Here is a 14,574-nt window from a genome sequence, read left to right as displayed (position 1 = left end):
TGATAGGCGGGTTCGCGCTAAAGCGCTCCCAACATCGCCTATCAGCAGGTTTGCAAAATTGCTTTTCCGGACAAGAAAACCCTTGTCCTCCAAAGCAACTTCGCAAACCCGCGCCACGTTATACGACAGACCCTTTGTGTGAGGAGGAAGATTAATGCGAAAATTAATGTGTGCTTTACTTTGCTTTATTATTGTTATTTTTACTGGTTGTGGAGGTACAAGTGAAATTGAACTACCTAAAGATGTAAGAGCAATATCAACAGAATGGCAGGATGATCAATTACTATATGCAACTGATAATGGATTATTTGCCTACTTTCCCTTAAATGGTAGAACCGAGAACTTAATGTCAGACAATACATTCAAAGGAAATATTACCTCATTAGATTGCGATTTATCACCTGATAAATCGCAAATTATAGTAATAAAAACGATAGGGTATTATGATAATGACGTAGAAATACGTAATTTAGAAACAGACAAATCCGTACTGCATCTTGATCTTGATAAATATCGTGAAGGAGTTGGGGTATACAGACCTCGGGTGGAGCAGGTTGAATGGTTTGATAACGAAAATATCTTATTCTCTAATAAATTCCGTCTTTTCTTGATTAATACTAAAACAGGTGAAGAAGTCCAAATAACCGAAGAGTGTGCCCCCGTTACTACAAAGGCAGACCCTGAAACGGTAGCTCCATACCTTTCATGGGCGATTAATGTTAAGAAGATTGGTGATAAGCTTTATTATAATAGCAAACGCCAACTTGATAACTTTGTATTGGGTAGCATTTACGTCGGCAATAAAACAGGTGAGAATGAATTAATAAAAAATGCAAAGTTATTATTGGTGGTTGATGATAAACGTTTTGTTTATCTTAAGGAGTCCCAACCGGATGTAATGGAAACTTATCTTTATGATATTCCCACAGGAGTATCCTCACTAATAACTGCTGAACGTTGTTTAAGAGGAGGAATATTCCGTACAAATGAAGGTAATTTAGTTTTTATGACTGGAGAAATGACCGGGGGTATTTACCAAGGTGTAGTTTATAATCCTGATACCAAGCAGTCTCAGGTATTTGATATCTACAACGGAGAAAAAGATTTCCCTGATGAAGATATAGATAGAAGACAGTTCATACGTTTTATGGGGGCTTTCGAACAGGATGAGGAATGCGTATTCATGTTCGGCGTTGAAAACTACAGCAAATCTAAGGAAGAATATGTGGGAGAATATTTTGCATATAGCACCAAGAGTAAGAAACTTATCAAAGTTGACGACTATCGAGACACATTTATGGTGTATATGAACATCTGCCCATCAGGTGACTATATTGTTGTAACAAAGTATAAGAGTCTTGGCGATGATGACTTTTTATTTGATGTGCTAAAATCTGATAATCTACTTAATCGACTTAAGTGAAAGGGGTCCGTCGTATAACAGTAAATTCCCAAAATCTGAGAGAATATGAGTGTAGTAACCAGACTTCGGGAATTCACGGAACGTTATCGGAAAGATGAGGCGGGGTCGCCGCGTCCTGCGGCGAAATATTGTTAAGAGAGAGGTAATTCTATGGAATGCGAAATCAATGATGTCATTATAAATGAATTTCTTAAAGATATTGAAAAACCACGAACGGTAGAGGAAATGAATCTCTATTATAAGGAGATCATGGATAAAGTCGGGAGTAACACAGAACTAATTAAGCTTGCTAGGTTAAGGAAAGGTCTTTTTAAGGAATTTTATGAAGAATTTATTCCCCTATATAAGTTTGCAAAATCTGAGTTTGGCGTTTCAGATAATAGATATAATGTTGTAATTGGAAATCAGAAGTATGACGGGATTATTCAAGGGCCTGGCGGAAGTATTAAAATTGAAATTTCAAAATATCATGACGGATATTTAAAGAATAAGAGTGCAAAAGAGTTAAATTCCAGAGGAGTGACAGAGGTAATTGTTGGGGATGTAAATGATGCATTTGATACCTACATTCATCGATTTCTTAATTGTGTTCTTGAGAAGAAAAGTAAAAATTACATTGACACTTTGATTCTTTTTGTAATTGACGCAGGTGAAACCTGGTGTTATCTATTCGATTTTAACAAAGACTTACTAATTGAGAGATTGAAACAAGGGATCGGTCAAATTTTTGAGGGGTCATCAGGAGTATACTTACTTGTTGAAAAGCAAGGTGACACATTCCCAGAGGACGTAGTAATTAAAATTTGTTAAAGCATTAATTATTAAGGGTGCGACGTCCTGTCGCACTCTGGCTTCGGGGGGCCTCATCCATCCGATAACAGCGAATTGCCAAAATCTGAGAGAATATGAATGTAGTAATCAGACTTCGGCAATTCGCGGAACGATAGGACGGAAATTGCTCGCTGCGCACACAATTCCGTCCTATCGTGGCGCCGGTTACACCCGCTGATAGGCGGGTTCGCGCTGAAGCGCTCCCAACATCGCCTATCAGCAGGTTTGCAAAATTGCTTTTACGGACAAGAAAACCCCTTGTCCTCCAAAGCAACTTCGCAAACCCGCGCCACGTTATACGACAGGATGTGTTCGGAGAAATAGATGGAGGGAGCGGGAAATTATGAGAAGATTACATGGGGTATGGAGTCTTGTACTCATCTTAGTAGCTATTTTAATAGGAGCTGTATCAATTGCGCAATCGTCGAGAATCACTGCTTTAACTTACTTCGTGCTTTGTACAGTTTTATTTTTCATAATTGTTTATGCCTTTTGTTCGAAATGTCCGTGCCGTCGAAACTCATGTGGACACATTTTGCCAGGGAAAGTTACGAAATTATTACCGGAAAGATCAGAGGAGCCATATATGATAGGAGATTACATCGGTGTTTTACTTCCATTATTATTCATCGTTGGATTTCCCCAATTTTGGCTAATAGGCAGACTACAATTGATGGTTATTTTTTGGGTGTTAATTATTGTTTCAGGTGTAGAGATAACTTTTAAAGTTTGTAAGGGATGTGGGAACAGAGCGTGCCCCATGAACATTAGCCTCAACTAATTATTACGTACACATTCATTTAAAGGTTTGTTGGAGCTTGATTTGGGGACACATCCCATCGTATAACAACGTATTAGCGAAAGTAGTAAATAGTTTTTGAATAGTCCTGAGAAGGTTAAAATTGCGTTTGTAATGGATTTTGAGGTAGTTTCTAATACCTTCGCTAATACTGGAACGTTATATAAAAAAATCGCGCGCGGTGGCCGCCACATCGTGGGGCGGATAGATCTGATTAGTGATGTTTAGTAAATATCAATATGAAGGGGTTAATCACTAATGGACATTAAATACCCAGATATGGGGATATGTGGTCTTTCATGTCAATTGTGTCCAATGTATCATACGGATGCTAAGAGTAGATGTGACGGGTGCAAGAGTCAATCGCGAATGACTCTTGGATGTCCTTTTATAACGTGCGCTATAAAGAAAAAAGAGGTTGAATTTTGTTGGGAATGTAAGGAAAGTTCTAATTGTGAAAAATGGGGGAAACATCGGGAAGCGGGAGCAAAATATGACTCATTTAAATGTTATCAAAAGCTTAAGGAGGATATTATTTATATCCAGAAAAATGGATTTGAAGAATATAAAAGATTGCAGGACATAAGAGAAGAACTGCTAAAGGATATGTTAGATAATTTTAACGAAGGTCGCTCAAAAAGCTATTATTGTGTAGCAGCAACCGTTATGAAAATTGAAGAGATAAAAGAAGCATTAGTAGGAGCAAAAGAATCATCATATGGTTTAGATATTAAAGGTAAATCTAAAGTTCTGCATTCCATACTTGGCGAGATTGCACGACAGAAAGGATATTATCTAGGACAACGAAAAAAAAGGTGAACTATTAAATATCTATTTGGAGGGGCTAACGTCCTGTCAGCCTCTGAAACTAGAGGCGCGCGACTTTTACATAACACGAGCTTTCCCGGTGCGTCCTGGCAGGTCGCACATTCTAGCAGGGGGAGATCCTGCCGAGGTAAGGACTAGCCATCCGCCTCGTATCGAGTCTTGGAGGCATTGCGGTAACGTAGTGTTTTAAGCGTAGACAGAAAGTCAGCGAGGTAGAATCGACTGGGTGGTATCCCAGCGGTGAACGGGATTGAGCCCCGAAAACTCTGTAACTAATGATAGAGGCAGAAACGGTCGGGAACGTGGAAAGCAATATCACCTTGTGCGTATAAGGCGAGGACAAGGTGACCTATCCGGGGTCGAAGACCATACCTAGCAGAACACTAAGAATGTGTGGAAACCCAGGGAGATCCCAACGGTCTTCTCACCATAGAGAAGTATGCCAAACAAGCTGAAGAGGTAAGAGAGGCAAATGCCAATGGGAAGTCGGACACTCTCATAGTACCGATGAAAACGGGTAACGCCGGAAAGAGGGAAGGAGAGTGACATATGAGACCGTATGCAAACGACACATTGCCTGGACTCAGAACCAGGATAACAGTGAGAACAAAACTTGCAGACATAGCACAACGTGCAAGGGCAGATAAAAGTAGCAAATTCTGTTCACTAGCTCATCTTATGGGTAAAGGAACATTAAGAGAAGCTTTCAAAAGAGTATCAAGCTCGGCTGCCCCTGGAATTGATGGAGAAACTAAAGAGATTTACAAATTACATCTTGAGGAGAATCTAATCAACCTACTGGAGAAGCTGAAGAGAGGTACATATAAACCACTCCCAGTAAGAAGGAAGTATATTCCCAAAGCAGGAAGCAATAAAATGAGACCGCTTGGAATCCCAGCTTTAGAAGATAAACTGGTTCAAACAGCACTAGTTATCATACTAGAAAGCATATACGAACAAGACTTCCTTGATTTCTCCTTTGGATTTAGACCAAAAAGAAACTGTCATGAAGCTCTAAAAGACTTAAGCCGTAACATAGGAACAAAGAAAGTAAGCTATATAGTTGAAGCAGACATTCGTGGCTTTTTCGATCATGTGGACCACGAATGGCTAATGAAAATGCTAGAACACCGAGTTAAAGACACCAAAATACTCAGGTTAGTTAAACGTTTTCTCAAAGCAGGAATAATGGAAGAAGACACTTTCATCAACACTACAGAAGGTGTCCCGCAAGGGGGTAGCTTATCGCCGTTACTGGCAAATATATATCTTCACTACACCCTTGACCCATGGTTTGACAAAGTTATTAGAAAAATGAGTATTGGTGAAGCATACCTAACAAGGTATGCTGATGACTTCGTAGTTTGTTTCCAATATAAGAGAGATGCACAACTTTTCTACCAATCATTAAAGGACAGACTGGCAAAATTCGGGCTAGAAGTAGCTGAAGAGAAAACAAGAATTATAGAATTTGGTCGGTTTGCTGAGAGAGATGCAAAAAGACGTGGCGATGGAAAACCTGAGACTTTTGACTTTCTGGGAATTACCCACTACTGCGGAAGAAGTAGAAAAGGACGCTTCAAATTGAAATGGAAAACAGCACGAAAGAAATATAACGCAAAGGTGAAAGATTTTGCTCAATGGATTAAGGAAAATAGACATCAATCCCTAAAAGAAATATGGAAAACAGTAAACTCTAAACTAAGGGGTCACTATCAATACTATGGTGTTAGTGATAACTGGCAAAATCTATTGAACTATAAAAGGCAAATCATTATTCTGCTAGCAAAATGGCTTAATCGGCGTAGTCAAAGGAATAATTTAGAGTGGAGTAAATTCAATAAGATGTTGAAGCTCTATCCACTAGAAAATCCTAAATCTTTAGTTAACCTTAATTCAGCATATGTGTAAAGAGGCTCATATGGGGAGCCGGATGCCTTAATTGGGCATGTCCGGTTCTGAGAGGGCGAAATTTCGTGAGAGATTAGCTACTCACCCAAGCGGCGGTGGGGTGAGTTTTGAGGTAAGCCGCCCACATATCCTCTGTCACAAGACTTGCATTTGGGAATGTACCATAGGGTGGGCAAGTCTTGCGCCAGCCCTAGCGGGACGGACACGTCGGGAATGCAAAGAGCGTTATGTGAAATATACTTTTGAAAGGAAGGCGAAAATGAAGAAAGTAACGATGAAAATAATTGAAGATATGTTTAGGAATCAAGTGCGAAAAGATTCTAAAGTAAAGAATGCTTATTTATTAGTTCATTCGCAGAAGTTAGATTTTCATATGAATATTGCTGAAGGTTCAACAGGTGATATGCGTGCCAACCCTCAGCAACCTAATTATATGGCTAGTGTTGGCAAATTATTTACATCAACTATAATTAGTATGTTATTTGAAAAGGGAGAGCTATCTTTTGGTGATAGCATTAGCAACTATTTAGATGAGGAATTACTGAATGATCTTCATATTTACAAGGGTAAAGATTATACAAATAATATTAAAATCAAACATCTGTTGAAACAAACATCAGGTTTATATGATAACTTTTGGCCACTACTAGATAAGCTTCTTGAGGAGAAGGAATTTAATATGAGCCCACGGGAAGCTATTATCTGGGGTAAAAATAATTTAAAACCTTATTGTCCACCAGGGAAAAAGACAAAATATACAGATACTAATTATCATCTTTTGGGATTAATCATTGAAAATATTACAGGTAAGCCATTCCATGAAGTATTGAAGGATTATATTTTTGTTCCTCTTGGAATGGAGAACTCATCTATGCTTAACTATTCTGATCCCATAAAAGAATATTCATATCCAATTGCGCATTTTAGTATTGATGGGACAATAGGGAACGATTTAAAAAACTATGCTGGACTTGACTATGCTGGTGGTGGAGTTGTAGCTACTAATGAGGATTTACTTAAATTTATGAATGCTTTAGTGGCAGGTCAAATAGTTTCAAAAGATACTTTAGAAAAAATGAAGAATGATTCAACTAAATTATTTTTTGGAATAGATTATGGTTATGGTATTTGGCAGTTTAGAACTATACCAGTCTTACTCCCAGGAAAATATAATTGCTGGGGATGTGTTGGGGCAACAGGGGCATTTATGTTTTACCATCCAGGATTAGATGCTTATTTGATTGGGAATTTTAATGATGTATCTTATAAAAGTAAAGGTCTTAAGTTTATGATAAAAGTAATTAAAGAATTGTTAAAAGTAGCAGATAAATGAAAACGGCTGGGGTTGTATACTTCACATAACAAAAAGTTTACGGTTCCGCTACGCTTCACCCAAATTCATGCCTAAGCCAAGTCTGGCTAAGACCCATGAACTTCGTAAACTCGGTTGCGTTATCGGGAATCTCCATTTCGGAGCATAATTTTAAGCTTATTTTTTGGAAAACAAAAAAGACCTGCAAGAGGTCTCAGTTATTTACTTCTATTATTTTGTCGAGGATTCTAAAAAATTCATCTCCATCTAATTCTCCACAATAAGAGCCAAGTTCATCTTTGGCAATTCTATGGAGTTTATGAGTCTTAACATAAGATAGGCGGGAAAGTCCAGCATCTTTCCATTTATAAATGGGCTCTTTAAATTGATCGAAGTACGTTGCAGGATTATTTGGCGGAGAACTAGTAATTTCAGCTATTGTGAGGAGATTAGAATCTTTCTCATGGTTTACAATCAATATGGGTCTGATTTTAGATTCATCTTTGTCTTCGTAATAAATTTCAAGCCAATAAATATTACCAATGTAAGACATCACTTATACTATTTATCCTCATACCAATCTTTGTGGCTGGGATTGTCTGGATTTAATTTTACTTTACCTTTTTTTGCATTGAGTTTTGTAGTTTTTGAGCTAATTCTGTCTAATATAGATTGGCGATCAATCTGTACTTTCTTAGGAATTGCTGACATTTTTTTCTCCTCCTTATCAAGAGGTGCTTTTTTATCTTTATCCATATAATACCACCCTTTAAAAATCTATTCAATAAATATTATGCCCATATGATCTAATTTAGAAAAAAACATGGCATTGGCACATTATGGTATATAATAAATAAGAAAGCTTTGGTAAGCATTCTTTGAAGCTGGACCCTTCCGATAACACGATAATTTGCGGCTCCGGCTGCGCCTTCGACCTAACTTGAAGGTTGTCACGATTTTTGCAACGGAGAACGAGCGTGGCTGTCGAACTGAGTGGATATCTCCGATTTCAGCAATAATACCAGAAGCAAAAACAGGACCGATGCCATCCACAATCGCTTGGACAATGCTAAAGCATTGCCCACATACCCACAAGCCCTGCTACGATGAATAATTATTTGTTGTAGTTGTTAAAGAACAAAAATTAAAAAATGAGCAACTTCCCAACTGGAAATTACGTCCAGATCGGGTGCTGCTCATAGTATACAAGGAGGAATAAAAAAATGCCGAGAAAAGCTATTAATGCAGATGGAGCCGTATCAGTTGGTCCATATTCACACGCTGTTGAATCAGGTAATTTGATTTACCTTTCGGGACAGACTCCTATTGATTCCAAAACGGGCAAACTTGTAGAAGGTGATATTATTACTCAAACAGAGCAGTCTTTTAAGAATTTATTTAATGTGTTGTATTCAGCAGGCTTATCTCCAGATGATGTAATAAAGGTCACTGTTTTTTTAACTGATATGAGAGACTTTTTGGCTATGAATTCAGTCTACTCAAAACAATTTTCTTCTCCTTATCCTGCACGGACAACTATTGGAGTTAATGAGCTACCACTAGGGGCACAAGTCGAAATCGAAATGATTGCTAGAAGAGGTTAAATAGGCTATAGCCTATTTACAAGTTATCCGATGACTATCACCGCTAGCCTTGCATGGGTAACAGGGGAGTCCCGCAACTTAGAATAGATGAATTACTATGACGCTACGAGAATGCCGGGAACGTTACCTGCCATACTGGGCTTTTTTGGTTAATTATTAGAGTTACGAAAGGGGTGGAAGTTGAGTAAAATGAAAAATAATGGGAGAGAAATACTAAAGCTCTTAGAAGAAATGATAAAAATCAACTCGGTTAACCCTGTACTTGTTAAAGATGGAAATGGAGAATCTGAAATTGCTCAATTTATTGGCATCTATCTTGCTCAAATGGGACTAGTAGTTGAATATCAGGAAGTTGAAAGAGATAGATTAAATGTCATTGGCGTACTTAAAGGGAATGGTGATGGTAAAAATTTAATGTTGAATGGCCATACCGATACTGTAGCAATAGAAGGAATGGAAATTGAACCATTATTGCCAAAGCATGAAAATGGCAAAGTTTATGGCCGAGGCAGCTTAGATATGAAAAGTGGATTAGCTGCAATGATTGGAGCAGTAAAATCGATTATTGATTCAGGCGTAAAATTGAAGGGGGATGTGATTCTGGCATTTGTTGCTGATGAAGAATATGCTAGCAAAGGGACTGAAGTATTAGTTGAAAAATTCTCAGCTGATGCAGCAATAATATTTGAACCTACAGATCTAGAAATAGCAATTGCCCATAAAGGTTTTGCGTGGGCGAAAATCGAAATATTCGGTAAAGCAGCACATGGAAGTATGCCTGATAAAGGAATTGATGCAATTACAAAGGCAGGAAAAGTGTTAATCGAAGTAGAGAATTTACAAAAAAATGTACTTTCACGTAAACAACATCAATTACTTGGTTTCCCTTCAATTCATGCGTCATCAATAAGTGGAGGTAAGGAATTAAGCACATATCCAGATTACTGCAAGATAGAATTAGAAAGAAGAACACTACCCGGCGAAACTAGAGAAGATGTCATGGAAGAGATACAAGGTATTATTAACAAAATAAAGGCATCAGATGAAGAGTTTAAGGCTGATTTTGATGTATTTTTCTACCGTCCTGCACTTGAAGTATCGAAGGAAGAGCTAATTGTAAAATCTTTAGAAAAAGCATTTACAAATAGATTAAGGATTAGTCCACACTTTATAGGTATGAGTGGATGGATGGACTCAGCAATATTAGCAAGTGTCGGAATACCAACAGTTATTTATGGTCCAAGCGGCGATGGATGTCATGCTGCAACTGAATATGTTGAGTTTGCTTCGGTAATTGATACAGCCAGAATATTGACTGATGTGATTATTGATTTTTGTGGTATTTCGAAGTGCAATAACACGGGGTGAGTTATATAGGTACTATTCTAAATCTCTATCTTCGAAAATGAAAATTTCTTCAATTGTAGAATTAAAAACACGGGCAACTTTAGCAGCAAGTTTAAGCGAGGGATTATATTCTCCCTTTTCAAGAAACACAATAGTTTCTCTTCTTACACCGACTATTTTTGCTAATTGTTCTTGGGTTAGATCAAAACGTGCTCTAAGTTCCTTTATCCTAGTTTTCATTTTACTCAAAACCCTTTTTACGATTTAATAGTACCCATGATAGATAAAATGAAACAGTCATTCCAAATAAACCAATCATCAACAGATCGTCATCTAAGTATTTGTTAAATGCAAGTAGTAAAATCCAAACATATAAAGAAATGAAATAGGCATAGCCAGCAGCGTATAATCTAACCTTTTTTGTTCTTTCATCTTCACCTGGCACACCAGCTTTTAAATCATAATAGCACTTTCTGATAAAGACCGAAAGAATCCCTAAAGGGATAATCATTATGAATAATAGTACTAATGCCATTGAGCTATTTCCGAGTGAGATTAAATTAGCAGAAAAGAAGATAGTACCGATAACCATTAATAGGGATATAATTAGTAAGAAAACAAACCTTTTTTTAGAATTCATTTAAAAAACAAACCCTCCTTTTAGTTAGTTATATATAACTAAATGTTAGTTATATATAACATTATATAGAAATGCCATCTGACTGTCAATGGTCCTATGGATATATCTTGACAATGAGTTATCAGCAATTGCAATAAATGCCGAATTGTATGTCCCAGAGCATTTGGAAAAGAAATAAAACTTCACAAATCGGGCCATGTTCTACGAAATGGGAGGTAAAAGTTTGCACCTGTCCAATAGAAAGGAGCAAAAGGTATTATGAAATCTGAATTAATCAAAGAATTTGCGCTTAAAGCGGGAGCACATATGTGTGGAATTACAGGAGTTGAAAAGTTTGCAGATGCCCCTCAAGGGTTTCATCCAAAAGATGTTTTTAGTCAGTGCAAAAGTGTGGTTGTTTTTATTAAACAAATGCCCATCGATGCCATTCTAGCAGAGAATCCGGTTCCTTATACTCATACTGCATACAAGATGTATGAAGAGATTGACAGAATTGCTATGGAACTATGCCAGTTCTTTCAAAGCAGTAACGTAAAGGCTGCTCTAATCCCCGCCGATGTGCCATATTTATCGTGGGATCAGGAAAACATGCATGGAAGAGGTATCATATCACTAAAACATGCTGCAGTACTTGCAGGTCTGGGGATTTTGGGGAAAAATACAATTTTAATTAATGAAAAATTGGGGAACATGGTTTACATCGGAGCAGTACTAATTGATGCGGAAGTCGATTCAGACCCTATTGTCAAAGGTTTCAATTGTCCTCCTTCCTGCCATAAATGTCTGGACGCTTGTCCGCAGCAAGCCATGAATGGAATAACGGTCAATCAAAAATTATGTAGAGAAAAATCCTTCTTCAAAGCAGGAAGAGGGTTTGATCTATACAATTGTAATGAATGTCGTAAGGTTTGCTTGTACCGTACAGGCCGTAAATAAAGTTGCTACCATCTGTACAAAGGCATTATTCAGTTAAATAAATGAGGCTTTAAAAAGAATTGTGAATGTAAGAAAGTTTATCATCATTAGCGAAATTCTCAAGTTCGGGTTTTTAGAACATCGAAAAAAGAGCCTTTAGCCTAATTGTACTAATTGCTATTTTCCCTTCCATGGAATAAACATTAATGCGGCAGGGCATTAAATAGGTTAACAGATGTGGGGGTTGAAGTAACATTCCGAGCAGGAATTGGAATGGTTCATTGCTATCCATTATTAGCTCCAATGTTTAATGATGCGACAGAAGCTATGAATGAAATATGTAATTTTATTAGAGAGCATTTAAAGATTGATTAAACCTAAAATAACCAGAAACCATTAATAGTAAGGGTTAGGTGAGAGAGATGAATGTATTAATTTTTGGTGGGTCTGGTTTTGTTGGAAGAAAACAACAGAGGAATTACTTTTATTACACAGTCAAAGGGCTGTTTCGAAGAAAAGGGTGAAAATAACAATGGATATTAAAATCGATTATTTAATAAACCATCCTAACTTAATAGAGGAAATCTCAAAATATTTTTATAGTGAATGGGGTTATTTGTATCCGGAAAGGAGCATAAAAGAGTTTGAAGTTTCTATTTCTGAGAGATTGAATTTGAATAAACTCCCTCTAGCTTTGGTCGCTATGGATCAAGATAAATTTATTGGAACTGTATGCTTAAAAGAATATGACATGGAAACAAGAAACGATATTACTCCCTGGTTAGCAGGCTTGTATGTTAAAGAAGAATTCAGGAATAAAGGTGTAGGGAAAATACTTATTGATAACATAATTGAAGTTGCCAAGAAAATGGGTATTAATACATTATATTTATATACACCAAATGCTAAAGAATATTATAAAAAATTTAACTGGAGTGCTATTGACCAAAAAGACTATTGTGGCACAAACTTTACTATTATGAAAAAGAGTTTACAAGAATAAGCAAGTCTTGCGCCAGCCCTGCATCGGGTTGATACATATTTAATATTTATATTTTGCAAGCCCTTAGATATAAAAATGTATCGAGAAAGGTTGAGCAAAGGTAATGAAAAGAGGACAAAAGATAGTTATTACGATAATTATAGTTATAGGAATAGTGGTAGTGTATTTACACTTTGCTCCAGTAAGTTTTGATGCTTCAGCCTGTGGTGGGGGATATAAGAGATGGGTTGCAGATAGTCACTCAGAAGGTTTGATCAATCTTTTTATCGAGGAAAAAGGACTAGATAAAGGAACAAATTTGATTCTAATGTCAAAACCAAGTGACATCGCAGATACAGTAAATTGGAATGGTAGAGATATCTATGCAACAATTGAATTGGAGGTTGATGGGAGACCTTTTTCAGTATCTTATAGCGGGAAACGATATTGGATAGAAAAATATGCTTGGAAAATTGACAATATAGTAAGTGGGATTGTGATTAGGAGAGGGGCGAATTAAAATGCTGAAGAAAATTATGGGAATGTTTTTTGGTTGGGAGACTATTTACATGACAAGCAATCTTCAGGAATTTGCTACCATGAGGGGAAGACTATTAGACAATGGAATAAAAACCAAAACGAGAACCGACAATAATAGTTTTGGTGGTACAGGACAATCTAGAATAGCAATTGGTTCAAGTATCCGAACCAACTATGAAATTCTAGTGAAAAAAGAAGATGTACATAAAGCAAATCACGCAATACATGGTCCTAAGTAAGATTATTTTCGTATAATGTTTAAGGGGCATCTGGCGGCCTCCTGAATGGTGGGCTTCTACACTAAGTATAACAGGGGGATTAAGAGTGTGGATTATCAGGTTTTGACCAATCTTAAAATAGTAGTCCCTTCAATTCTCACAATTATATTATTCGGATTAGTTGTTAATTGGGGAATAGGTAAGCTATTCAATGAATTGGAATTGATTTCAAATAAAATCGCGCAAAAAATTGTTCCATGGTTATCAAAGTTTAGATTAAGCATTATAATTTTAGAATTTGCTTTTCTGGCTTTCTCAATTTTATTTCTTATTGTAATGTGTAAAGCAAAATATTGGGCCTTTATTCCTTATGTTATATATTCCTTTATCAATTCAGCAATCTTAATTACCCTGAGGAAACAAACACCTAAACAGGCTTCCTTTTTTGATTTAGCTGGGATAAGAAATAAGAAGTTTCATAATGAGAATTACTTTTTCAGCCGTTTAGGTTATTTTGGTAAAAATGGATTTAGTTTAATAATTCTTCTTGTGTTAATACAAATAATATTTCGATTTTTGCTTCTATTAGAGTGGCCAATTAGTGTGTATTACATTGCATATATTGTATTTCCTCTCTATGTAAATTTTTGGATATACTTTGATAAACTTAAATTTAATGAAGATAAAATAATTGTCAATCTTAGACGACTTATTGCATATTTTTTCTTGGTAGCATATGGATTTTTTAATGGGTATCAGAAAGTTATTAGTTTTTTTATTGACAATGAAGCAGTAGATGAATACAGTCTCTTTTTTTCTATTTCAAGTGTAATATTTATTGCCTTAGATAGATTTACTAAAGCTTTAGCTAATGATTATAAAGAATTTTATAATAAAAAAAGTAATGAGCTTTGAGAGGACATAAAAACAAAACTTGCGCCAGTAGTTCTAGCATTGTGCCTTTTGCAATGCGTAGAAATACCAGTACTATAGTGCGCCAAGTCCTTAGACGCGGGCGGAAGCATGCAATTATTGCACCAGGGCAAGGATTTTTTCCAAAGTTAGATTATGGACTATTTTCATCAAACCTCACAAAAATGGTGATTAATGGTGGTCTAGGAGAAAGTGTGTTACCTATTAGGTTTTATAATCGACCTGAGATTGTACTAATAACTCTGGAGACTGGGTAATGATTATTCATACTGTCATGAGGACAGGAGAAAA

The 14,574-nt window shown here is 36.6% G+C and carries 18 protein-coding genes; 14 read left to right on the top strand and 4 right to left on the bottom strand.

Going from position 1 to position 14,574, the window contains the following annotated elements; all coding sequences use genetic code 11:
- The first annotated feature begins 154 nt into the window (after window positions 1–154).
- From APF76_03715 to APF76_03690, 6 genes are all read left to right on the top strand, one after another.
- Entirely contained in the window at window positions 155–1,423 is a 1,269-nt protein-coding gene (locus tag APF76_03715; GenBank protein ID KUO53160.1) for a hypothetical protein, read from the top strand.
- A 150-nt stretch (window positions 1,424–1,573) separates the two neighbouring features.
- Window positions 1,574–2,233, top strand: a complete 660-nt coding sequence (locus tag APF76_03710) for a hypothetical protein (GenBank protein ID KUO53159.1) — start codon at window positions 1,574–1,576, stop codon at window positions 2,231–2,233.
- A 364-nt stretch (window positions 2,234–2,597) separates the two neighbouring features.
- The gene (locus APF76_03705) at window positions 2,598–3,035 is read left to right on the top strand and encodes a hypothetical protein (GenBank protein KUO53158.1); all 438 of its coding nucleotides are present in this window, start codon (window positions 2,598–2,600) and stop codon (window positions 3,033–3,035) included.
- A gap of 276 nt (window positions 3,036–3,311) precedes the next feature.
- A complete protein-coding gene (locus APF76_03700) occupies window positions 3,312–3,872 on the top strand; it encodes a hypothetical protein (GenBank protein KUO53157.1) in 561 nt (186 codons plus the stop codon).
- A 558-nt stretch (window positions 3,873–4,430) separates the two neighbouring features.
- Window positions 4,431–5,792 carry a group II intron reverse transcriptase/maturase gene (locus tag APF76_03695; GenBank protein KUO53156.1) on the top strand — a complete coding sequence of 454 codons (1,362 nt, stop codon included), beginning with the start codon at window positions 4,431–4,433 and terminating at the stop codon, window positions 5,790–5,792.
- 259 nt (window positions 5,793–6,051) lie between these two features.
- Window positions 6,052–7,125: a serine hydrolase gene (locus APF76_03690; GenBank protein KUO53155.1), complete on the top strand. Its 1,074-nt coding sequence runs from the start codon at window positions 6,052–6,054 to the stop codon at window positions 7,123–7,125.
- Between the two features lie 193 nt (window positions 7,126–7,318).
- Here APF76_03690 and APF76_03685 read toward each other — a convergent pair whose 3' ends face one another.
- Window positions 7,319–7,660 (bottom strand): hypothetical protein, encoded by a 342-nt coding sequence (locus tag APF76_03685; protein ID KUO53154.1) that lies wholly within the window; start codon window positions 7,658–7,660, stop codon window positions 7,319–7,321.
- A gap of 5 nt (window positions 7,661–7,665) precedes the next feature.
- Window positions 7,666–7,860, bottom strand: coding sequence for a hypothetical protein (locus APF76_03680; GenBank protein ID KUO53153.1), 195 nt, complete (start codon window positions 7,858–7,860; stop codon window positions 7,666–7,668).
- Between the two features lie 467 nt (window positions 7,861–8,327).
- On the opposite strand from APF76_03680, the gene APF76_03675 reads away from it, so the two are divergent.
- Both APF76_03675 and APF76_03670 read left to right on the top strand, forming a co-directional pair.
- The gene (locus APF76_03675; GenBank protein ID KUO53152.1) at window positions 8,328–8,708 is read left to right on the top strand and encodes a reactive intermediate/imine deaminase; all 381 of its coding nucleotides are present in this window, start codon (window positions 8,328–8,330) and stop codon (window positions 8,706–8,708) included.
- 189 nt (window positions 8,709–8,897) lie between these two features.
- Window positions 8,898–10,076, top strand: a complete 1,179-nt coding sequence (locus tag APF76_03670) for a hypothetical protein (GenBank protein ID KUO53151.1) — start codon at window positions 8,898–8,900, stop codon at window positions 10,074–10,076.
- 12 nt (window positions 10,077–10,088) lie between these two features.
- Here the strand turns inward: APF76_03670 and APF76_03665 are convergent, their stop codons facing one another.
- Window positions 10,089–10,295 carry an XRE family transcriptional regulator gene (locus APF76_03665; protein ID KUO53150.1) on the bottom strand — a complete coding sequence of 69 codons (207 nt, stop codon included), beginning with the start codon at window positions 10,293–10,295 and terminating at the stop codon, window positions 10,089–10,091.
- Between the two features lies 1 nt (window position 10,296).
- Entirely contained in the window at window positions 10,297–10,695 is a 399-nt protein-coding gene (locus APF76_03660) for a hypothetical protein (protein ID KUO53149.1), read from the bottom strand.
- A 258-nt stretch (window positions 10,696–10,953) separates the two neighbouring features.
- Here APF76_03660 and APF76_03655 point away from each other — a divergent pair, with 258 nt between their 5' ends.
- The 6 genes from APF76_03655 to APF76_03630 all read left to right on the top strand — a co-directional run bounded on the left by APF76_03655 (window position 10,954) and on the right by APF76_03630 (window position 14,540).
- A complete protein-coding gene (locus APF76_03655; GenBank protein ID KUO53148.1) occupies window positions 10,954–11,631 on the top strand; it encodes a (Fe-S)-binding protein in 678 nt (225 codons plus the stop codon).
- Window positions 11,632–12,142: 511 nt separating this feature from the next.
- Window positions 12,143–12,613, top strand: coding sequence for a hypothetical protein (locus APF76_03650; protein ID KUO53147.1), 471 nt, complete (start codon window positions 12,143–12,145; stop codon window positions 12,611–12,613).
- A 103-nt stretch (window positions 12,614–12,716) separates the two neighbouring features.
- Entirely contained in the window at window positions 12,717–13,112 is a 396-nt protein-coding gene (locus APF76_03645) for a hypothetical protein (GenBank protein KUO53146.1), read from the top strand.
- A gap of 1 nt (window position 13,113) precedes the next feature.
- Entirely contained in the window at window positions 13,114–13,371 is a 258-nt protein-coding gene (locus tag APF76_03640; GenBank protein ID KUO53145.1) for a hypothetical protein, read from the top strand.
- Window positions 13,372–13,458: 87 nt separating this feature from the next.
- Entirely contained in the window at window positions 13,459–14,265 is an 807-nt protein-coding gene (locus APF76_03635; protein KUO53144.1) for a hypothetical protein, read from the top strand.
- Entirely contained in the window at window positions 14,262–14,540 is a 279-nt protein-coding gene (locus APF76_03630) for a hypothetical protein (GenBank protein KUO53143.1), read from the top strand. Before APF76_03635 ends, APF76_03630 begins: the two co-directional genes overlap by 4 nt.
- Window positions 14,541–14,574 lie beyond the last annotated feature (34 nt).

It is taken from the genome of Desulfitibacter sp. BRH_c19 (assembly GCA_001515945.1).
In the GTDB taxonomy this organism is placed as follows: Bacteria; Bacillota; DSM-16504; order Desulfitibacterales; family Desulfitibacteraceae; genus Desulfitibacter.
This window is presented reverse-complemented; position numbering and strand designations above follow the sequence as displayed.